Origin of the sequence: Saccharicrinis fermentans DSM 9555 = JCM 21142 (assembly GCF_000517085.1) — a bacterium.
Lineage (GTDB): Bacteria > Bacteroidota > Bacteroidia > Bacteroidales > Marinilabiliaceae > Saccharicrinis > Saccharicrinis fermentans.
The window spans coordinates 4,674,111-4,697,111 of record NZ_KI912107.1; the positions used below are offsets into that span (position 1 = coordinate 4,674,111).

The window sequence follows — 23,001 nt, forward strand, 5'->3', positions numbered from 1 at the left end:
TGTCTTTTAAGCCGTCGTTTTTTATGGAACATTCATATAAATTCAAACCAACACCCATGGTATTGGGAGGTATTTTTGTATTTATCACCAGTTTGGTTGTCTATATTCTTACCTTATCTCCAGGCCTTAACTTCTGGGATTGTGGTGAATTTATTGCCTGTGCAAATAAGTTAGAAGTAGGGCACGCACCTGGCGCACCTTTGTATTTGATGATAGCTAGAGTGTTTTCGATGTTTGCCGCACCTGCACACATAGCCCTTTATATCAATCTTCTTTCAGCCCTTAGTTCTGCGCTAACTGTTTGGTTATTATATGCCACCTCCACCATTGTGTTAAATAAAGTAACTACACAGAAAAACTCTTATGGGGTGATTGTTTCGGCTATGGTATCTGCCCTTGCTTTTGCTTTTACAGATACCTTTTGGTTTTCGGCAGTAGAGGCTGAAGTTTACGCCTTATCACTGTTATTTACTGCATTCACCCTATGGGCTATTTTACGTTGGGAGCAGGAGTCCGTTCGTGGATCCAGGCATAGGTGGCTGTTGCTTATTGCTTTTACCATGGGACTTTCTGTGGGAGTTCACTTGCTTAACTTATTAACTGTACCAGTGGTTATTTATTGGGTATATATTCAATATAGTAAGCAAAAATTTAAACACTTATATGGCTTGTTGATGGGGCTTTTTGTACTCTTCTTGGTTCAGTTTATGATTGTGCAGAATGGTTTGTTTTTTGCTGGTAAGCTTGAGCTTCTATTGGTGAACACCTTTCATTTGCCTGTCCATTCCGGACTTATTTTGTTTTTTACTCTGTTGTTTGCCTTGCTAGTAGGAGGAATAGTACTAAGCAGAAATAAGCATTCTCTGGTGAATTTTATTTGTGTGGCCATGTTTTTATTTACACTTGGTGTCTCCAGTTATACGATGGTTATTATTCGTGCGAATGCGCAAACAACTGTGAATTTAAATGATCCCTCTCAGGTATTCTCCCTGGAATCTTTTATTAACCGTAAGCAGTATGGAGAGCGACCGTTGATTAGCGGAGCCTGGTATGGCGCTAAGACCAAAGATATAGCGCCCACCTATAGTTATCGTTTGGATAAAAATAGGAGGTATTCACGTTTTGAGGATGGTAGTAAGTTGCTGTACGATGTACAAGACGTGCAGTTTATGCAAAGGATGTATAGTTCACAAAAATATCATATAGGGGGCTATTGTTTTTGGAGTGGATTGGAGGAAGGGCAGAAACCCACATTTTTTCACCAATTAGAGTTTCTGTTCAAATATCAATTGGGACACATGTATTTTAGATATTTCTTATGGAATTTCTCAGGAAGGCAGAATCATTATCAGGGGCATGGGGACTTTTTGAATGGTAATTTTACGACAGGTATTCCCTTTGTCGATCAACAATTTTTGGGTAGTAGAACTTATTTGCATACCCAAGAGACAAGTAGTGCAGCACGTAATAATTATTTTATGATTCCTATGTTCTTTGGATTGCTGGGATTTCTTTTTCTGGTCAGAAAAAAGCATTGGTCTTTGCTTTATTTGCTGGGATTCTTGTTTATACTGACTGGAGTAGCCATTGTCTTTTATATGAATCAGCCACCCTTTGAGCCACGCGAGAGAGATTATGTCTTTGCCGGTAGTTTTTACGCCTTTGCTGTTTTTATTGGATTAGGTGTGCGATTTTTATTGCTCAGTATAAGAAGATATTCACCATCCCGATTAACCGATGTGGTTGCTTCAATGTTTGTTATATTGGCTTTGCCGGGCTTGTTGTTGGCCAATAACTATGACGATCATAATAGAAGCGATAGAACTTTAGCACGTGATTTATCATTGTCATATCTTGAGAGTTGTGAGCCCAATGCTATTCTTTTTACATATGGAGATAATGATACCTATCCTCTTTGGTATTTACAAGAGGTTGAGGGTGTTAGGAAAGATGTGCGGGTGGTTAACCTGGGTCTTCTGTCAGCTGATTGGTATATTTATCAACAGGCGCAGCGTTTAGAGCGTACACAGCCCTTGCGCTTTACTGTGCCATTACATATGTATCGGCAAGGAGAAATGGATTATGCAGCAGTGATGGGGCGACAGTCTGCTGTAAAACCATTGGAGCAATGCTTAAAACATTTGGCAGATACCTCCAACACCATGGCTATCTCTGTAAAAGGTGCCAATAAAATGTTTTTTTTACCACCTGTACTTCGTGTATCCAATAGTGAGGATGGCTTTTTATCCATAGGGAAAAGTTACTTGATGAAAGGAGAAATTGCCTTGCTGGATATTGTAGCCTCTAACCATCATGAAAGACCTATTTACTTTGCCAAAGGGACACCTAAGAGTGTCATGCTAGGTTTTGATAAGTTTACTCGTCCTTACGGTATTGTTTCAAAATTGCTATTAAATAGCTCTCCAATAGATGTGCATGAACTGTATGCTTTATTTACAGAAAAAATAAATATTTCTATACCCCAACAAAGTTGGTGGGATGAGACTTGTATGAATGCCATTCATCTTTGTCAGTTACAGCAAGCAACGATGAACTTGGCTCAGCAACTAATGGTGGATAAAGAATTTGGGAAGGCGCAAGAAATACTTCTTCGTTTTGTTCCCATTACCACTCTGCCTAATTTTAAGTCCGCTCCAAATGATATAGAATGGATAAAAACACTTTTGAGAGCGAATTTACATCAAGAAGCTATTGCTTATTTCGAAAATGTAAGTTATTCCACCATACAGGATTTTCAATTTTACATTTATTCACAGCAATATCTGGGAGATCAAATGCTTCATTATGCAAAAGAAGAGCATGATTATTTAAAAAAACTTTACCAGGTGGCCAATGATTATAGTATTGTAGAGATACAGCATGCCATTGCACCCTATGTAAATTCATTTTAAATTGCAGGGCTAAATAATGTCTTCAACAAAGAGGTTTATGGTACATTCATAAAATGTTTTTTTTCTAGAGATCTACAAAATGTTATGATTGGCCTTGCAGATAAGGGAGATGAAGGTATGAAATAGTGTTAAAATCAAGTTAAAGCCTTAACATTATTGAACATTAAAAATACGTTTGATAAAAATTACTTATTTTTGGCATCGGTGTTCTGATGTCTGAGCACCACATGTTTAAATATTAATCTGATATTCAGAGACTAAAATGAAGAATCATACATTGCTGAATAACCTTCTTGGTTGGTTGTCTTTTGCCATTGCGGCAGTAGTTTACACCATGACTATTGAACCTACGGCCAGTTTCTGGGACTGTGGGGAATTTATTTCAACTTCTTATAAACTATTGGTGGGGCACCCTCCTGGAGCTCCGGTGTTTATGATTCTAGGGAGATTTTTCTCTCTTTTTGCACCAGACCCTGGTTCGGTGGCTTATATGATAAATGTAATGAGTGCTTTGGCCAGTGCATTTACGATTCTGTTTTTATTTTGGACTATCACGCACTTAGGGCGTAGAATCTATATGAATAAAGAGGGGCAAGAATGGAGATCATGGGCAGTTTTGGGAGCAGGCTTTGTGGGAGCATTAGCCTATACTTTTTCTGATACATTTTGGTTTTCGGCAGTGGAAGGAGAGGTGTACGCCATGTCGTCCTTATTTACCGCTGTGGTTTTTTGGGCCATATTAAAGTGGGAAGATGTTGCTGACCATTCATATGCCAACCGATGGTTGGTGTTAATTGCCTACCTGATGGGACTCTCCATCGGAGTTCACTTACTTAACTTATTGGCAATACCTGCCATTGTAATGGTGTATTATTTTAAAAAGTACGAGGTAAGTCGCAATGGAATTCTGATGGCGTTGGGTATTTCAGCGCTGTTATTGGTGGGTATTTTATATGGTATCATCCCTTATACAGTAAAGATAGCCAGTTGGTTTGAACTAATGTTTGTCAATGGTTTTGGTGCGCCTTTTAATACCGGTATTGCTGTTTATCTTATTCTTCTCATAGGAGGGTTAATATTTGGTATTTGGTATACCCAGAAAAAGCAAAAGGTGATTTTGAATACCATTTTGTTGGGCGTTACGGTTATTATGATTGGGTATTCTTCTTTTGCCATGATTGTGATCCGTTCCTATGCTAACCCTACCATGGATCAAAATTCACCCGAAGATGTTTTTTCCATGATGGGCTATTTGAACCGCGAGCAATATGGTGATAGACCATTGTTCTCAGGTCAATATTATAATTCACCACTTGATAGAGAAAAGTCAAATGCTTCAGAAGGTGATCCTGTACGCATTAAAAAGGATGGAGAATACAAAACGGTGGATCATAAACCTCATTATGTATTTGATTCAAATACCACCACTCTCTTTCCGAGGATGTATAGCCGTGAGGGACGTCATATTAATAAATACAAGTATTGGGCAGGGGGCGAACCTAAGGGAAGAACCGTACAGATTGAAAATAAGGAATCTGGTCAAACCCAGAGTGTTACCTTGCCAAGTTTTGGTCAAAACCTGAGTTTTTTCTTTAATTATCAGGTGAAGTATATGTACTTGCGGTATTTTATGTGGAATTTTGCCGGTCGTCAGAATGATATACAAGGTCATGGTGAGGTACATAAAGGGAACTGGATTTCAGGTATTCCTATACTTGATAATTTGCGTCTGGGTGATCAGTCTAAGTTACCAGATACCTACAAAAATAATCCAGCGCGCAACAAATATTATTTACTTCCTCTGATTTTGGGTTTATTGGGCTTGTTATTCCAGTATTATTCGGGTAAGCAGGGTAAACAAGGTTTTTGGATTGTGATGTTGCTGTTTTTCTTTACTGGCTTAGCCATTGTTCTTTACCTGAATCAGACACCACTTCAACCTCGTGAACGGGACTATGCCTATGCCGGATCTTTTTATGCCTTTGCTATCTGGATTGGCTTGGGCGTTTTGGCTGTGGTAGAAGGAATGAGAAAGTTCCTGCCTGGCGGTGTTTCGGCGGTACTAGCTTCTATATTGACCTTGGTTTTTGTGCCCGGTATCATGCTCTCGGAAAACTGGGACGATCATAACCGTTCGCACCGTTTTGTGGCCAGAGATCTTGCCTTTAACTATTTAGATACTTGTGATGAAAACGCCATAATCTTTACCAATGGCGATAACGATACTTTCCCACTTTGGTATGCCCAAGAGGTAGAAGGCTATCGTACTGATGTGCGAGTTTGTAATTTAAGTTATTTACAAACAGATTGGTATATTGATCAGATGGGAAGAAAGGCCTATGACTCTGATCCCTTACCCTTCTCGCTTACACACGATCAGTATGTTACAGGAACCAGAGATGTGGTTCATCTCTTACCTCGTATTCAGGGCCGCGTTGACATGAAAGAAGCCATCAGATTCTTGGCCAGTGAAAATCCGAAGACAAAAGAAATACCGGGTTATCCAGGAAGGATAGAACATCTGCCTTCTAAATCCTTCAGCATTCCAGTTGATAGTCTTAAAATTTTGCAAAAGGGAATTGTTAGTGAAAATGCAGCCGAACTCATTGTGCCGGAATTAAAAATAGACCTGAATAAGGAGTATATACTTAAGAATGAGTTGATGATTTTGGATATGTTGTCCAATAACGACTGGAACCGCCCTATTTATTTTGCGGTTACGGTAGGACAGGATAATTATGCCAGCCTTGAAGACTATTTTCAGTTGGAAGGATTTGCCTATAAAGTGGTGCCTATAAAGACCAAAGCTGATGATGGTCAATTTGGTAGGGTCGATACAGAAATCATGTATGATAAGTTTAAAAATAAATTTCGTTGGGGAGGATTTGATGATGCGCGTGTTTATTTGGATGAGAATCACCAGCGCATGGCTATGAATATCCGTAATAATATGTCGCGTTTGGCCAATGCTTTGTTGGACGAAGGAAAAAAAGAGAAAGCAGTTGAAATATTGGATATGGCCCTAAGTAAGATGCCCGTGGAGAAAGTGCCACATAACTATTTTTCTATCTTCTTGGCCGAGGGTTATTACAAAGCCAATGAAATGGAAAAAGGAGATCGTATCTTAACGGATTTTGGTCGACAATCGTTTCAGGAAATTAATTTCTTTTCTTCTTTATCCCAGAGGAAGCAAGGTAATGTGGGTGATGACTTTCAGCGTAGCTTGGCTATTTATACAGAAATAGCAAATATGTCCATCCGTTTTTCCCGTGACAGTGTGCGTGAAGAATTGAGTAAAAATCTGGCTCAGCTACCTTTGGGTGTGGTGCCTGATAATATGTTGTCAATTTTTGCAGCTGAAGGTTTTTATATGGAAGGTAGGACTTTGGAAGGAGATCAGTTATTGGAAAATATTGCACGCATTAGTCGTCAAACCATTCAGTATTATATGAGTCTACCTAAGGATCAGAAGGTGCATTACGATTACCAATATCGTCAGAGCGTCATGTTTGATCGTGAAATTGAACACCTATTGACAAAATACAAACGCGATGATATCATGAAGAAACTCGGTATAGAAGATACTACTTCTGATACTCAGGTATTAAATTTTAGCACGCATTAAATTATACATAAATGGTACGTCCCCCTTTTTCAGCAAAAGTTTTGTTACCTGGTGCCACATGGCGCCAGGACAGCTGCAGTAAGGATGTTTTTGTGACATTCGACGATGGGCCTATACCTGAAATTACACCTTGGGTATTGGACGAAGCTGATAAGTGGCATGCGAAATTAACTTTCTTTTGTGTAGGCGAAAATGTATATAAAAATGCAGACCTCTTTCAGGAGATAATTGATAGAGGACATTGCGTGGGTAACCACACTTACAATCATATGAGAGCATGGAAAGAAGATAAGAAAACCTATTTTGATAATATTGATAAAGCTTCTCATCTTATTAAATCCAGACTCTTTCGACCTCCTCACGGAGAATTGTATCCATGGTACATTAAACAGATGAAACGAAAGTTTGAGAAGGTGGTGATGTGGGATGTGTTGTGTAAGGATTATGACGGTCACTTGTCGCCATCACAAGTATACGATAATGTAAAAAATAATATTCGTCCGGGTTCAATCATCGTATTTCATGATTCGTTAAAAGCCGAAAAAAATATGAAATATGCTTTTCCTAAAACCTTGGAACTAATAGCGCAAAAAGGATTAACAACACGAGTAATAAAATAAGATATTAAAGATGAAGATACTATTACTAGGTTCCGGAGGTAGAGAACATGCCTTGGCTTGGAAATTAAAGCAAAGTCCAAAATTAACAGAATTAATTATTGCGCCGGGTAATGCAGGGACCGCCGACCTAGGAACCAATGTAGAGCTCGATCCAAATGATTTTAAGGCCGTTAAAGAACTAGCTGTTCGCAAGCAAATTGACATGTTGATTGTTGGTCCGGAAGAACCTCTTGTGCGTGGCATTAAAGATTTCTTTTTAAATGATCCGGAGTTGATCCATATTCCTGTTATTGGTCCGGGAAAAAGAGGAGCTCGTCTGGAAGGAAGTAAGGAATTCTCTAAAGATTTTATGTTTCGCTATGGTATTCCTACAGCCAAATATAAGTCTGTAACATTGGATAACCTGGATGAAGGTATGGCTTTTTTAGCAGAGATGAAGGCGCCTTATGTTCTTAAGGCTGACGGATTGGCTGCCGGCAAAGGAGTGTTGATCATTGATGACCTGGAACAAGCCAAAGCGGATTTAAAAACCATGTTAGATGGCCAGTTTGGTGAGGCGAGTAAGAAAGTAGTCATTGAAGAATTTCTTGATGGAATAGAGCTTTCGGTATTTGTGCTGACTGATGGCTCTGCTTATGTTGTGCTACCCGAGGCCAAAGATTATAAAAGGATTGGGGAAGGAGATACCGGTTTAAATACAGGCGGTATGGGCGCTGTGAGTCCTGTCTCGTTTGCTGATGATAAGTTTATGAATAAGGTACATCGAAAAATAATTCAACCTACGGTGGCCGGTCTATATGGAGACCAAATACCTTATAAGGGATTTATATTCATTGGTTTAATTAAGGTCGGCGATGAGCCGTATGTAATTGAATACAATGTACGAATGGGTGATCCTGAAACAGAAGTGGTGATGCCTCGTATTAAAAGTGATTTGTTAGAACTTTTGGAAGCCACTGCAGCAAAGGAGTTAAAGAAACATACCATTGAAATTGAAGATAATACCGTTACTACAGTAATGATGGTGTCAGGTGGTTATCCTGAGGCCTATGAAAAAGGTAAGGAGATGACCGGTTTGGATAAAGTAAAGGATGGAATGGCTTTTCATGCTGGTACCAAACTTCAGGATGGTAAAGTGATCACCAATGGAGGTCGGGTGATAGCTATGAGCGCCATCGGTAAAGACATGAAGGAAGCTCTGGCTAAATCATATAAGAATGCGGAGCTTGTGCAGTTTGAGAATAAATATTTTCGTAAGGATATTGGATTTGATCTATAAATAGACTGTACAAAGTGGCATACCGGATGGTGTAAAGGTAGTTAAGTGAAGTAAAACAATTCGTTTGTAATGATATTAAAGCTGATACATAATAACAATATAGGAACATACGCATTTATGCTTTTTCTTGTTGTGTTATGCTGGTTAAAACCTATGGTTTTGGGATATACAGTGGATGCTGGCTCTTTTGATAGTGCGATGCCATTATGGAGTTTTTTTTCTTTTGTGGCGTCCATACCATGGTTGGCGTATCTTTTGAGCATAGTGTCGTGTGTTGTCATTAGCTTGAGTATTAATCGCTTGAACTCAAAATATGGCTTATTAAGTAAGCAGAGTGCTTTGCCCGGTATTGTTTTTGTTTTTTTAGTGGGAGGATTGATCAGGGCACAAGGATTTAATCCAGTATGGCTCATAGCTTTGTTTTTTGTGCTGGCCTTTGAATACCTGTTTGAAGCGCATAACTACCGGAGAGTAGCCAAAGAGTGTTTTCTTGCCGCTTTTTGGATATCCACAGCCAGTTTGGTTAGCTATAAGGTGGTGCTTATCTTTCCTCTTATCTTTATTATAATGGGAATATTAAGGTTGCTTAATGTCAAATCCTTTTTGGCTGCTATTATCGGTTTGTTGCTTCCATGGTTGTTTTTGTTGGGGTATGAATTGGGTTTCGGTTCCATCTCCAATTTCTTTTCATATATAAATTTTTCATGGCTTAAGATTTTTGAATCAAATGATCATCCTCTCTTTATGTTGGGGTATTTGGCTACTATCGCATTTATTTTCTTAATAGCCTTGTTTTCCGTGTTGGGTGCATACGGTGTTAAAAAAATATATACCCGCAAGCTATACCAGGTATTTATATTTTGTGGGTTATATTTTGTTGGTATGCTGGGGATTTCAGGTTTGAATATTGAATGGGTTATTTTAGTGGCCTTGCCTTTTTCTGTGCTTGTGGCGCATCTTTTGGATCAGATACGTTCCTTGGTGTGGCAGAATGTGGTGATCACTGCGATGATTCTTATTCCCATTGTGGGACAAATATTACTGTAATGGACGCCTCCAAACCCACTTTATCGATTTATGCCATACAGGATCGCTTAAATGCTGATACCCCATACTTTGTACATGACCATTCTTTTACTTTCATGTATCAAGGTAGGGTAGTTAAGCATCTTACTTTAGAGAGGAAAAGTCGTGAAAAGCATGATAATAAACTCTATCAGTCGATTTATCAGGTATTAAAGGAGGAGAAGTTGCTGGTTGACGATTTTGACATCGTGTTTCCTGATAATGTGGTGGGACGTTGCATGATTTCTTCTTGTGGTAGAATTCGTTTTGAAGCTCCTCTAAATCATACGCTCTTTCCGTATCCTGAGCTGGGTAGATGTTGGTGGTTAGATCATCAACGAAGTGCCTATGCTATTAATCATGAACTGGCACACGTTGGTAGTTGTTTGCCTTTTTACGGCAGTTTTAAAGAGAATAGTCTGTGTATTCATTTTGATGGGGGTGGTAGTCTTTCCAATTTCTCGGCCTGGTATTTTAATAAAGGGAAGTTAACAAATATTGATTTTCATTGGCGCTTTAAATATTTATCTTCCTTTTTTAATGCCAATGCTTTGGTATTTGGTATTGTGGGGGCACGATTTGAAGATCAGAATTCAGTTCCTGGTAAAATGATGGGACTGGCTTCCTATGGTTCTTACTCCGAAGAGATGGAGCAATGGCTCAAAGAGAATAACTATTTCTACGATTGTTGGGGTAAGAAACATGTGTTTTTTCAGAAAGCATATGCGAAATTTAAGATTAAACTTCATCAGTTGGATACCCGGGATGTGTTTTTGCAAGATATATTGGCCACACTACAGCATATTTTTATGCGTGATTTCATGGGGGAATTGCTACGCTTGAAAGAAAGAACTAAAGCCGATAACCTGTATTATGCAGGAGGATCTGCACTTAATATAGTGGCGAATAAAGCCATTGTGGATGCGGGTTTGTTTGATGAGGTGTTTATCCCTCCCTGCACCGAAGATAGCGGACTTTCATTGGGAGGGGCTGCTTTTGTGGAATGGAAAAAACATGGAAAGGTAGATGTTCATTCGCCGTATTTAAATCATAGTAAAACTGCCAAATGTGTAGATGTTGATACCTGCGTTATAGAAGAGGTTGCGCGATATATATCAGAGGGTAAGGTGCTAGGTGTTTGTAATGGCGATGGTGAAATTGGCCCTCGTGCTTTGTGTAATAGGAGCATAGTGGCTAAAGCCGATAATAAAGTTCTGGCCGATAAAGTAAGTATGTATCATAAAGGCCGAGAGTGGTATAGACCTGTGGCTCCTGTTATGCTGGAAAAGAATGCCAAGTTTTATACGGGACTTTCTCATGTACATCATCTTGCAGATTATATGTTACTGGATTTTCCTATTAAAGATGAGCGTAAAAATGAAATTGAAGGAGTGGTTCATGTGGACGGTACGGCACGTATTCAGGTGCTTCGTAGTGCATCCCAAAACCCTTTTATGTATGCGCTTTTAACCCTATTAGACCAAAAATATGGCATAAAAGCCTTGATCAATACCTCGTTTAATAAAAGAGGGATGCCTATTGTGCACACAACCGAAGATGCTGTTGATGCGGCAAGGAATATGAAGCTGGATGGTTTGGTAACAAACGGAACGTTTATGTTGCTTTAGCGAATAGAGACAGTGGTGCGTTTTTAACTGGGTTTGAGTAGCTATTTTGTTTTATAAGCACTGGGGATTCTAAGTGTTGTTATCGAACCATTATTTTCCAACCATCTTTCATTTTGTGTTTTATCTTATTATCCGGAAAAATTAGTTTGAGTGAGATACTGGTAAGGAGTCCTGCGCCTGTTGAAAGTAATATTTGTTGAGAACTATTTAAATGATCACCGTGGCTGCGAACGGCATAGTAGGTTCCCAATGTTGCACCAATGGTAAGTGTGGATTTTAAAAACATGGCACCTGCCGAAACTTTTCTAAATCCATGGATGTCTTCAATGCGTATTGTTTTTGTGTTGATGGGGTTGGAAAATAAGCGGGGCTTGCCCATGGTAATGGTACTGTCATTTAATTCCAGTATGTAATTCGATTCCAGTTCCATTTGCTGCAAGTATCCGCGGTATTTCAGCACAACTAATCCTCCTTTACGTAACTGAATTGCCTCTGCTTTATGCTGATTATAAAATATCACGACACTCTTTTGTGCGTTTGTATATAAAGCTAACAAAAGGAATGCCATTAAAATGCAATGCCTCATTTTCTTTTTTTTGTAAAAATAATAGAAAAACCTTAGCCTAACATTATTTATATTGTCTTCCTGGGAATAAAAAAAGGGAGCATTTCCGTTGAGATGCTCCCTTTTAAACTTAAACCCTAATCTATGAAAAAAAACTTAAACTCTTTCGTGTTCATGTGGTTCTTGAAAATAATCGAGACATCGAGTGATGCCTCGATTATTAAACTTAAACCCTAACCTAATCTATGAAAAACTTAATTGCTCTTCTGACTAAATAATTACAATTTATATGCCATAAAACTGGCATATTATCAAATTAACACATATTAACCAATGTGTTAAAATTATATATTTTGTTATAGAAAATCCGTTGCACAGTATACCCTTTTTGTCTATTTTTAGGCCATTGAAATTTTACAAATCGATTGGTAATTATAAATACTAGGTAGCTATTATTTACTAATCGACCATAGGCACAACTGATTCATTTTTTTATATGCATACTATGATTGACAAATTAAAATCATTCTTCCCTTACATTGGAACCGTATTGTTATTTATTGTTTTGAGCTTTGCCTACTTTAGTCCAGTGCTAAAAAACAAAACCCTATTGCAAATGGATGATAGTCATGCGATTGGTATGGCACAGGAGCTGAAAGAGTTCGAAAAGGAAACAGGTAACAAATCACAATGGACCAACAGTGCTTTTAGTGGAATGCCCGCCTATCAAATCAAGGGGGATAGTTCAAAAAATATATTCTCTTATATTAATAGAACTTCACGTTTAGGAATGCCTTATCATACCGTGGCCATTTTATTTTTGTATTTACTGGGTTTTTATGTGTTTCTTCTTAGTTTAAAAATGGATTGGCGTTTTAGTCTCATCGGAGCGTTGGCGTTTGGTTTTGGCTCCTACAATCTAATTATCATTGTTGCCGGTCATATAACGCAAGCTTATACCATTGCTTTGATGGCACCTGTTATTGCGGGAATTATTTATACTTACAATCGTAATATTTGGGTGGGGGGATTGTTTACGACCATCGCTTTGGGTGTTCAAATAGCCTACAACCACATACAAATCACGTACTATTTGGCCTTACTGGTGATGATATTGGTGGTGTCGCGATTGGTATATGCCATCCTTCACAAAACCCTGCATCAGTTTGCGAAGGCAACAGGAGTTTTAGCGGCAGCGGCACTGGTGGCTGTATTGCCTAATATTACTAATTTGTGGACAACCTATGAGTATGGAAAGTATAGTATCCGAGGTAAATCGGAATTGGCTGCAGAAGACGGAAAAAAACAGCATAGTGGTTTGGATAAGGATTATGCGCATGCCTGGAGTCTCGAGCCACAAGGTACCTGGACTCTTATGGTTCCTAATGTTGTTGGGGGTGCCTCTGAAGCCATCTCTAATAACAGGGCTGCTTTGAATAATGTTGACAGTCGTTTTAAGGAGGCTGTAGGTGGTCAAAGTCAGTACTGGGGAGGAAGACCTTTTACTTCTGGGCCGGTATATGCAGGTGCGGTGGTTTGTTTTTTATTTATGCTAGGTATGTTCTTTTACCGAGGACCAGATAAATGGTGGCTGGTTGTAGCTACTGTCTTTTCCATTTTTTTAGCATGGGGAAGGCACTTTCCTGCGTTTACTGATTTTATGTTTTATAATTTCCCTCTGTACAATAAGTTTCGTACCGTTGAAATGGCCATGGTCATCGCATCGCTCACCATTCCTACGCTTGGTTTTTTAGGGCTCCGTGAGGTGTTTACCAAACCGCAACTGATTCGTGAGGCCAATTGGAAGTTTTTTGCAGCTTTTGGACTAACAGGAGGAATCAGTTTGTTATTTTATCTATTTCCTCATGCATTTTTTAGTTTTATCAATGATACAGAGTTAAGTGCTATTGTTCAACAAAAACAGCAGGCTATACAGCAGAATGCGGCGCAGGCTTCACAAATATCGGCCTATTTTGACGGATTCTTGGCCAATCTTAAACTTGCCCGTGTTAACTTGCTGAAGATGGATGCCATCCGGTCTTTTATTTTTATTCTGATTGCTTCTGCATCGCTGTGGTTTTTTGTGGTTAATAAATTGTCGGGCAAATATTTAATTTGGGGTTTAGGTTTATTGATTATTATTGATCATTGGGGTGTTGACAAACGTTATTTAAACAACGATGATTTTCAGAGCAAACGAAAAGTAGGTCAAGAATTTGTATTAAGCGCTTCTGATAAAGCTATCAATCAACAAAAGAAGGATGGAGAGCGCGTGTTTTCTATTTATAGAGATCCTTTTAAAGAGGTAGTGACTTCATACCATCATGAATCCATTGGCGGCTATCATGGAGCTAAATTGCGTCGATATCAGGATTTGATTGATAGATATTTAATGAATGATTGGAGATCTTTACTTTCATTATTACAGCAGCAAAGTGATCAAGAGTCTTTACAGGATCAATTAGGCGAAATGCATGTACTAAACATGTTGAATGCCAAATATATTGTGTATAGTCCTAATGCTGCACCTATTGTAAATGCCAATGCCATGGGAGATGCCTGGTTTGTCAAAGATATTTATCCGGTACAGGCTCCGGATGGAGCAATTGATGCACTGTCATATGTACCATTAGACCAAAAGGCCATTGTAAATGTTGAGGAATTCAAAGATCTCGAATCATACTCCATTGATTCGGTGGCAGGGTCTCTTGAAATGAAAAGGTATGAGCCAAACCATATTGTTTATGACTATTCCATTGGTCAGGAGCAGTTGGCCGTATTTTCGCAGATTTATTATCCCAAGGGCTGGAATGCGTATGTTGATGGAGAAAAGATATCCATCAACAGGGCTAACTATATATTAAGAGCGGTGTTGCTGCCTAAAGGTAAGCATCAGCTGGAGTTTAAATTTGAACCTTTATCTTATCAAATAGGACAGTTGATATCAATGATAAGTTCGCTGTTGATATTGGCTTTGGTATTGTTTGCAGCATATAGATTGCTCAAAAGAAAATAAGAAAGAATTGTTAGATAAAAAAAAGGGAGCTACATGCTCCCTTTTTTTTATTTTATCTGAATTCTAGCCCGGTAATCGATATGTCGTCAAAAACAGAACCTCTTTCAAGCTGTACTTTAATTAAGTCTTTGAGTGATTCCATGTTTGTTTCAATATCGTTGGCATCGGAAATTATGTCCTCAATGGGTTTCATGCCCGATTCAATTTGATCACCATTTTCAAGTTCCACCAAGCCATCCGTAAAGGCCAGGAATTTTGAATTTCGGGGAATACGGATGCTTCCGGTTTCAATAGTTGGGATTTCGTCAAGCATACCCAAGCCGATACACCCTTTGTCAAGGTGGCTGAGTTGTTTCTTTTTGCGGTCAAATAACATGGGGGGTAAATGACCTGCATTTATATAGGTGAGTTTTCGGGTCAGGGTATTGTATTTACCCAAAAACATGGTGATGAATTTTTCGTTATTGGCACTCATATTTACTCTTTTGTTGAGTGCGTGAGCCAGCCGCTTAAGGTTGATGGTGGGAGTGTACAGGGTACGAAAAACCGCTTGAAAGTTCGACATCAATATGGCGGCTGATATTCCTTTTCCTGAAACATCGGCAATACAAAAACCAAGAACGTTTTTAGAGAGTCTAATAAAATCGTAGTAATCACCTCCTACCTCAAACTGAGGGTGGTAAAAGGTGTGAATAGAATATTTGGTACTCACCGGAAGATGGTCGTCAGAGGGAACAAGTTTCGATTGAATACGAGAGGCTAGTTCCATCTCTTTTCTCATGGCTTCCTGCTCAAGGAGCTCATTCTGCATCCTTTTGTTCTCAATGAAAACAATGATCAGGTTAGAGATAATCTGTATTAATTTCAGGTGCTTAATGGTAGGACTTATGCCTTTCTGTTCTTCATCCACATCTCCAATTAAAACAAAGCCGATAGCTTTGTATCGGTGAAAAAGTGGAATGACCGCATCAAAGCCCTTTAGTTGAGGAGGATGCGATATGGTAATGTTTTCTATGCTCTTGTATTGAGCTAGGTCGCGTTCTACATTTATATCGGCCACTTCTTCTTTGGTTACACCGGAATTGAGCAGGTTTTCCCATTTCCCATCTCCATAGGTAAAAACCAATATTTTGCCTACCTCAAGTTCTTCGCGTAAAAGTATCTCAAATTCAGACAGTAAATCGTCTATACTGTGGTCTTCATTGATTGTTTGAGCAATTTCCAACAGAATATTCAACCTATCTTTAAAAAGTCGTAGTCTCTTTTTTTGAAGTTGGGTTACCATAGAATATTATAAACTTAACTTGCTGGTAAGGTATTAAATTTTTTGACCTAATTCTACTTTAACAGATTTATTGCTTTGAATAACAGAGGTCTATGTCACGCTGTCGCTTTTCATGTCGCTGCTGCAGTTTTTCCAGCATCCGTTCATCGGTCATTTCACGATAAAATTTGTATACCATAAAATCCATAATGTCTCTTGCCGACAACAATGGGACTTCGTCTTGATTCAATAGTTTTTCTTTCAGCATAAAGCTGCCCACCATTAAGTTGAGGGCTACTTGGTGATGCCATGACAGCCATTTGCGGGTTTGGAACTGATCCAAGCCTACTATCTGTTTTTGCTCTTTGAAGCTATGCTCAATGAAAAAGCGTTGTGCCTGCATGTATGCCAGCGCCTGATGCGTGTATTGAGCAAGTTCTGCGTTAGTGAACGAATATTTTATTTCTACTCCCTGCTTTGTCTTTCTTTTCGAAATGACCAGCAACCGTTTCTCAACAATGTTCTGAACCTTATCCCAAATGTAAACTGTCTTAAAATGGAACAATCCCTTCAGCTTTCCCTTGGCAGAATCACGAATGTCAAGCTTTTTCCAGTCCTTGTTTGTAAGCGTTTCTATATATTCGTTAGCGTTTACCGATGGGGTGCTTGCCTTCGGCCTTTTGGGTGGGCGCCCACGATTGCTCTTTCGCTCTGGAATATGTAGTTCTGGTTTTTCAAGGTGGATTTTTTGATCGCTATGAATGTCAAGCATGTACACCAAACCCATATCCTCAACCGAACGGGTAAACGCAAGGTCATTGCCATAAAGTCCATCCCCCCCAACGTAATCGAACTCGATACCCATTTCCAGTTGGTGCTTCACAATATCTGTAGCCAGCTCCGGTTTTGTCTTGAAAACCCTGTCCTCTTTGGGGATGCCAGCAGTTTCACACCTGGCGTTGTTAGTACACCATGACCTTGGAAGGTACAGTCTCGTGTCGACCAACGCTGCATATTTGTCCGTGCACAAGCAACCAAAAACTGCAACCTGCGAGTTTGCAGTCTTCCCAACGTTCCCGCAATACTGGTGATCAACACCAATGCTTTTGTCACCTTTTTTCACCCATCCGCTTTCGTCTATGAGTAATCCTTTTAATTTTTGGTTTGGGAGTGATTGGTCTACCTGATTTGCTATTTGGTCGATGACAGCTCTTGCATCCCAATTGGATTCGGTGATAAAATGCTGCATCTTATGGTAGTCTGCGTTTAATGTCTCAGTGATGCGTTCGATGTTTTTCAAATCGCTTAAAGCTAGACCTTCGACGTATTGAGTAGCTTTGTCGAAGTTGGATTTTGTTCTATTTTTAAAATGGTGCTGAAATTCAGATAAATACACTTCAAGTCGGTTGTTGACCGCTAGCAGTGTTTTACCATTATTCGTATATTTTTTAAGTTTTTCGCCCGTTACCCATTGCAAACTTGAGTTTTGTTCTTTGTTTCAATTGCAATATACTAATTTACTGTTTATTACGAAAGAAAAACAATACTAAATTATCGTTTTTTCAGTGATCATTTTAATCTGTTAAAGTAGAACTAAAGAAAATGTATTTTCTTTATATCGTAATAAAGTGTATTCTTGTTAAGCGTAATTCTAAAAACATGCTTTGCTGATAAAACCAGAAAAAGCCCTGATGTTTACCGGGCTTAATCATTTATTGGTTATTATTATTTTTTAACACGTTCAACGTAAGAACGATCACGGGTATCAACCTTTATCCAATCTTCCGTGTTTACAAATAATGGAACCATTATTTGGGCACCAGTGTCTATGGTAGCCGGTTTTAATGAGTTGGTAGATGAGGTATCGCCTCTAACACCTGGTTCGGTGTAGGTAACTTCAAACTCAATATGCATGGGAAGATCAACAAGAAGTGGTGTTTCTGTATCGGCGTGATAAACTACTTCACAAGCCAGACCATCTTTTAATAGGTCATGATTTTCGATTAGTTTTTCCTCTATTGTAACCTGATCATAAGTTTCGTTGTTCATAAATACGTAACCCATGTCGTCTTTATACAGATACTGGTATGAACGACGCTCAACACGTTGCTCATTGATTTTGTGTCCTGCCGAAAAGGTATTATCGATTACTTTTCCTGTAGAAATGTTTTTCAGTTTGGTGCGTACGAAAGCCGGACCTTTACCTGGTTTCACATGCTGAAACTGCACTATTGCATACAAGTCGTTCTTGAATTCAATACACATCCCGTTTCTGATATCAGCGGTAGTTGCCATAGTGTTATAAATTAATTCTTTTGGTAATTTTTTTGTGGTGCAAAAATAAATCAAATACTTAGAATTGCTAACAATTATGGGGATTAATTGACCATTGAACAGCTAATTAAGTATTTTTAGGCTTTTATAGCTTCCCAAGTTTATTTTTGAGGCCTTTATGTTCGGTCAAATCACAGCTAAAAGATCCCACTTTTAGGTTGACCTTTGCTTTAATGGGAATCCTATTTTTGTCACGTGTTACCCAAACCTTCATGTCTTCTTCTGTTTCAAAAACACGTCCCACTTCTGTTACGGGATGAAAAAGATAACACTCTCTATTTCCGAAGGCTGTAGAAATTCTTTCATTGCCCATGTATTTAATTTTTAGAGGGAAAATTTCGTCACTAAAATAGGTGGTGAACTCTAATATGTCACCCACTTTCATGGCGTCGTTAAACTTATATCTACGGGCGTAGTAAAAAGCAGATACAATATCATGTATAGTGGGTGGAACTCTTACATTCCCTGATTTTTTACTGTGGATCGTGATGGAATCATCATGTAAGGTAGTGTAATCGTAGGTGACTTCGTTGTAGTATTTGTAGCGTCCCTCTCTTATGTCTCGCACTGACTTTAAGGGTTGATCTGATGTTGGATCAATATAGCTGATGTAGGTGTCCCGGACTTTAAAGATAGCGTCTACCATGCCAGATGTTTTGGCAAACAGTTTTAGTTCTTGGGTGTGAGTTCCTTCCCATAGGGTATCTTTCACGGTGAATGAAATGTAACCGCCTTTTATGAAGCCGTATTTGAGACTGTATGTTAATTTTTCACCGGACTGATAAGTCTGGTTCTCACCGGTGCTGGGCTTGTTTTGAGCTGTAAGATTAACAACGCCCAATAACAGCAGTACTATAAAGGTGATGTGATGATGCATAACAGACAATTTGATGGGATGAAGCATGAGCGATCATGCTATTTTTATAAAACCTTTTTTTTAGGAGTGGTTGCTACAAAATCTTTAAGGTAAAAAGGCTCAAAATAAGCAGTATCTTCAAAATCTGATTCTTCAAATTTTCGGTGGGCAAGGAGAACCATATTTGAAGCCAAGGGCGCCTGGGCATCTAAAAATAGCGCATTGGGATGCACAATGGTTTCCTTACATTTTTCTGCTCCATCGCCCAAAAATACGATGTGATGATGATGGAGTATTGCTTGGTAGCTGGTTTCGTCTATGATTTTGGCATTAATTTTTTCAACCAGCTTTAGCTTGGTATCGAACAAGGCTGTATACACTTCCATTCTACGGGCATCTATCATGGGGCAATACAGTGTATCTGGCTTTGTTTTGTCCGCGAGGTCAGGGTGGTTAATCACTGCCTGTGCCAAACATTCCAATGAAGTAATCGCAATCAATGGTTTATTGAGTGCATAGCAAATGCCCTTGGCTACAGAAACGCCAATGCGTAACCCTGTATAGGAGCCCGGACCACTGCTTACGGCAACAGCATCAATGTCCTGAATGCTTAAATCCGGTAGGCTCTTAAATAAATCCTGTATAAAAACGGTTAGGTGCGTTGCATGAGAGTTGGCTTCAAAAAGTTCCTTTTTAGCCAAAATGGTACTGTTGTTGGATAAACACACCGAACATACTTTGGTGGATGTTTCCAGAGAAAGAATGATTGCCATAAATATTTCGTGTTACTAAGTGTGCGAAAATAATACTTTTTGTTTTGATTTGTCCCAATGGCCTTAAATAAAAAAAGAGTCGTTCTTTTGAAACGACTCCTTTTCTAACCTAAACCCTAATCTATGAAAAAACTTACTCTTGCTTTATGGTACGCAGAAAGAAGCTATGTGTTACATGCTTTTTCTTTAAAGCCAGTTTTCTTTACGTTATTACTGTGTCAATAGCTGTATTGGAAGTAAACAAAGGCTGTGCCGAATGGGGTGCTGTGTTTATTATTTAACTTTAATTAACAAGAAAAGGACTAAAGTGTTACAGGTAGTTGGAATTGACTGGGCACTAGATGGAAATAAATTTGTAAACAAAGTGACCGTTTGCATATTTTGTTATTTTTGTGCTTTGACTTTTTACGCAACAAGAATGAATCAATGAACGAAAAAGACTTGCCTTCAGAAGAAAAACAAATTTTGTTGGATAAAAGATATTTGAGAATGGCTCATGTTTGGGCAGAGAATTCGTATTGCGAACGAAGACAGGTTGGCGCATTACTTGTAAAAGAAAAAATGATTATTAGTGATGGTTATAACGGAACGCCATCTGGTTTTGAGAACAGCTGCGAGGATGAGAACAATATTACCAAGCCATACGTTTTGCATGCAGAGGCCAATGCAATAACTAAAGTGGCTCGTTCCAATAATAGTTCCGAAGGAGCCACGCTGTACGTCACATGTTCGCCATGTATTGAATGCGCTAAGCTGATCGTTCAAGCGGGTATTGTCCGGGTAGTTTATAATCAGAGATACCGGGTTGAGGATGGAATCAACTTATTAAAACGTGCGCACATCGAAACAATACATATAGAGATGTAGGTGCCAAAGAAATAGTAAAATAAATATGATGAGTTATAAGAATACGAAAAGACAAATATTTCAGCCAATACTACTGGCCTTGATACTAATAGTAGGTATTTTTATTGGCTATGTGGTTTTGCCCGGGAAAATGGGTAAAAAGAATCCATTGGTGATTTATCCACAGACCAATAAGATAGAAGCAATTCTTAATTTGATAGAAGAAGAGTATGTGGATACGGTTGATACACATGCATTGCAAGAGGAGATGATTCCTGAAATGTTAAAGAAATTAGATCCTCACACTGTTTATATTCCAGCCAAAGATTTGAAAAATGTGAACGAAGAGCTTTCCAGTGAGTTCGGAGGTATCGGGGTGCAGTTTAATATTCACAAGGACACGGTCATGGTGATAGCTGTGATTCCGGGTGGACCATCGGAAAAAGTAGGTATTTTACCCGGAGACAGAATTGTGTCAGTTAATGACTCTTCCATAGCAGGTAATGGTATTAAAAACGCTGTAGTTCTAAGGCTTCTTAGAGGGGAGATGGGAACTGGTGTTAAGGTGGGAGTCATTCGTCGAAACCTGAAAGAACCTATTCATTTTGATATTACACGGGGTAAAATCCCCATGTACAGCGTCGATGTATCTTATATGGTAACAGATGAGATTGGTTATATTAAAGTGAACCGTTTTGCAGCCAATACCTACAGTGAATTTTTAACAGCCTTGGCAAAATTAAAAGCCAGTAGCAGTAAGAAACTCATCATTGATTTTCGTGGTAATTCAGGTGGTTACCTGGAGGTGGCTATTAATCTTTGTAATGAATTTTTGCATAATGGTGATATGATCGTGTATACCGAAGGTAAATCCAATCCGCGCCAGGAAGTGCATGCCAATGGGAAAGGTACTTGTCAGGATACCGAGATTGCAGTGTTGGTGGATGAGTTTTCGGCTTCGGCCAGTGAAATATTTGCAGGTGCCATTCAGGATAATGATAGAGGTATTGTGGTGGGACGTAGAACTTTTGGGAAGGGTTTGGTTCAAAATCAGATTCCTCTACTTGACGGATCTGCATTGCGTTTGACCATATCTAGGTATTATACGCCTGCTGGAAGATGTATACAGAAACCTTATGATAATGGGAATGAAGAGTATTATAAGGATATTATTGAACGTTTTCAACATGGTGAATTCTTTAATAGAGACAGTATAAGTGTAAATGACTCTTTGGCTTACAAAACCAAAAATGGTCGTACCGTTTATGGGGGTGGAGGTATTATGCCCGATTATTTTGTTCCTCGTGATACAACGGCCTTAACAGAGTATTATTATCGTGTTAGAGAGAATGGATTGATCTATAGGTTTGCACTGGAATATACTGATAACAATAGATCTATAATGGAGCAGTTTACTAAGGTTGAGGAAGTGAAAAGGTATTTGAATGAACAGCCAATATTGAAGGCCTTTAAGTCTTTTGCTTCAAAAGAAGGTGTGAAGTTGAACAGGAAGCAATTTAAGATTTCTGAGCATTTGATCGATACCGAAATAAAAGCATATATCGCAAGAAATATTATCGATAATGATGGATTTTATCCCATATTGGGAGAGGTGGATGAAGTTCTGCAAAATGCAGTGCAACAGCTCGAGAAATAAGGCGAGTGAAGGCTTTAGTTGGCCACAAGAAAGGATGCGCAACTGAATGTCCTTTCAGAGTGGTTATAAGCTGATGGAACCGGTCGTGATAGAGTCCTTTTTGTTGCTTAAGTGACTTTTGTGACAGGTTTCATCTTATGCGCAAAAATAGTTTTTGGCATATGTGTAATTCGATGTCTTTTGTTGGTGAAACAAGTGCCGTATTTCGGTTTGTAGCATTGAATATCATGTCAATGGAAAGTATTATCTTTGCAAAAAGAATTATGTTATGGGAGTACTGAGGGCGATTATAATATTGGTCGCGTTTTATTATTTATTTCGTTTTATAGGAAGGATAGTCCTACCTTTTTTGTTAGCGAAAGGGATGAGTAAAATGAGTAAGCAATATCAGAGACAACAGAATTTTAGAGACCAACAAAAAAGGGAAGAAGGAAAAATGACAATTCGCAAGAATTCGAAAAACAAAAAGATAGTAGATGCTGACCTGGGAGAATATACCGATTTTGAGGAAGTGAAATAAGTATTCCCAGTTTTTTATTTTATGGCTGACGTCCCTTTCCT

Annotated in this window: 16 protein-coding genes; 10 read left to right on the forward strand and 6 right to left on the reverse strand. The window is 38.8% G+C overall.

Annotated elements, in window-relative coordinates:
* Positions 1 to 23: 23 nt before the first annotated feature.
* From CYTFE_RS27310 to CYTFE_RS0119175, 6 genes are all read left to right on the forward strand, one after another.
* Positions 24 to 2,912 (forward strand): glycosyltransferase family 117 protein, encoded by a 2,889-nt coding sequence (locus CYTFE_RS27310; RefSeq protein ID WP_052343310.1) that lies wholly within the window; start codon positions 24 to 26, stop codon positions 2,910 to 2,912.
* A 262-nt stretch (positions 2,913 to 3,174) separates the two neighbouring features.
* The gene (locus tag CYTFE_RS27315; RefSeq protein WP_081736040.1) at positions 3,175 to 6,537 is read left to right on the forward strand and encodes a glycosyltransferase family 117 protein; all 3,363 of its coding nucleotides are present in this window, start codon (positions 3,175 to 3,177) and stop codon (positions 6,535 to 6,537) included.
* 11 nt (positions 6,538 to 6,548) lie between these two features.
* The gene (locus CYTFE_RS0119160) at positions 6,549 to 7,157 is read left to right on the forward strand and encodes a polysaccharide deacetylase family protein (RefSeq protein WP_027473133.1); all 609 of its coding nucleotides are present in this window, start codon (positions 6,549 to 6,551) and stop codon (positions 7,155 to 7,157) included.
* Between the two features lie 10 nt (positions 7,158 to 7,167).
* Positions 7,168 to 8,436: a phosphoribosylamine--glycine ligase gene (gene purD, locus CYTFE_RS0119165; RefSeq protein WP_027473134.1), complete on the forward strand. Its 1,269-nt coding sequence runs from the start codon at positions 7,168 to 7,170 to the stop codon at positions 8,434 to 8,436.
* Between the two features lie 159 nt (positions 8,437 to 8,595).
* Positions 8,596 to 9,483, forward strand: coding sequence for a hypothetical protein (locus CYTFE_RS30410; protein ID WP_161636323.1), 888 nt, complete (start codon positions 8,596 to 8,598; stop codon positions 9,481 to 9,483).
* Entirely contained in the window at positions 9,483 to 11,129 is a 1,647-nt protein-coding gene (locus CYTFE_RS0119175; protein WP_027473136.1) for a carbamoyltransferase C-terminal domain-containing protein, read from the forward strand. Before CYTFE_RS30410 ends, CYTFE_RS0119175 begins: the two co-directional genes overlap by 1 nt.
* A gap of 79 nt (positions 11,130 to 11,208) precedes the next feature.
* Here the strand turns inward: CYTFE_RS0119175 and CYTFE_RS0119180 are convergent, their stop codons facing one another.
* A complete protein-coding gene (locus CYTFE_RS0119180) occupies positions 11,209 to 11,715 on the reverse strand; it encodes a hypothetical protein (protein WP_152541882.1) in 507 nt (168 codons plus the stop codon).
* A 484-nt stretch (positions 11,716 to 12,199) separates the two neighbouring features.
* Between CYTFE_RS0119180 and CYTFE_RS0119185 the strand changes: the two genes are divergently transcribed.
* Positions 12,200 to 14,710, forward strand: a complete 2,511-nt coding sequence (locus CYTFE_RS0119185) for a YfhO family protein (protein ID WP_044214180.1) — start codon at positions 12,200 to 12,202, stop codon at positions 14,708 to 14,710.
* A gap of 52 nt (positions 14,711 to 14,762) precedes the next feature.
* On the opposite strand, the gene CYTFE_RS0119190 is transcribed toward CYTFE_RS0119185, so the two are convergent.
* From CYTFE_RS0119190 to tsaB, 5 genes are all read right to left on the reverse strand, one after another.
* On the reverse strand, positions 14,763 to 15,995 hold the full coding sequence (locus CYTFE_RS0119190; protein WP_027473139.1) for a PP2C family protein-serine/threonine phosphatase: 1,233 nt from the start codon (positions 15,993 to 15,995) through the stop codon (positions 14,763 to 14,765).
* A gap of 67 nt (positions 15,996 to 16,062) precedes the next feature.
* On the reverse strand, positions 16,063 to 17,451 hold the full coding sequence (locus tag CYTFE_RS0119195) for an IS701 family transposase (RefSeq protein ID WP_027473140.1): 1,389 nt from the start codon (positions 17,449 to 17,451) through the stop codon (positions 16,063 to 16,065).
* Between the two features lie 248 nt (positions 17,452 to 17,699).
* Entirely contained in the window at positions 17,700 to 18,269 is a 570-nt protein-coding gene (gene efp / locus CYTFE_RS0119200; protein ID WP_027473141.1) for an elongation factor P, read from the reverse strand.
* Between the two features lie 124 nt (positions 18,270 to 18,393).
* Positions 18,394 to 19,185, reverse strand: coding sequence for a DUF3108 domain-containing protein (locus CYTFE_RS0119205; RefSeq protein WP_052343456.1), 792 nt, complete (start codon positions 19,183 to 19,185; stop codon positions 18,394 to 18,396).
* A gap of 44 nt (positions 19,186 to 19,229) precedes the next feature.
* A complete protein-coding gene (tsaB, locus tag CYTFE_RS0119210; protein WP_027473143.1) occupies positions 19,230 to 19,937 on the reverse strand; it encodes a tRNA (adenosine(37)-N6)-threonylcarbamoyltransferase complex dimerization subunit type 1 TsaB in 708 nt (235 codons plus the stop codon).
* A gap of 426 nt (positions 19,938 to 20,363) precedes the next feature.
* Between tsaB and CYTFE_RS0119215 the strand changes: the two genes are divergently transcribed.
* The 3 genes from CYTFE_RS0119215 to CYTFE_RS0119230 all read left to right on the forward strand — a co-directional run bounded on the left by CYTFE_RS0119215 (position 20,364) and on the right by CYTFE_RS0119230 (position 22,960).
* Complete coding sequence (locus CYTFE_RS0119215) at positions 20,364 to 20,804, forward strand: dCMP deaminase family protein (protein WP_044213750.1); 441 nt, start codon at positions 20,364 to 20,366, stop codon at positions 20,802 to 20,804.
* A gap of 25 nt (positions 20,805 to 20,829) precedes the next feature.
* Positions 20,830 to 22,440: a S41 family peptidase gene (locus tag CYTFE_RS27320; protein WP_081736042.1), complete on the forward strand. Its 1,611-nt coding sequence runs from the start codon at positions 20,830 to 20,832 to the stop codon at positions 22,438 to 22,440.
* Positions 22,441 to 22,708: 268 nt separating this feature from the next.
* A complete protein-coding gene (locus CYTFE_RS0119230) occupies positions 22,709 to 22,960 on the forward strand; it encodes a DUF4834 family protein (RefSeq protein ID WP_027473145.1) in 252 nt (83 codons plus the stop codon).
* Positions 22,961 to 23,001: the final 41 nt, after the last annotated feature.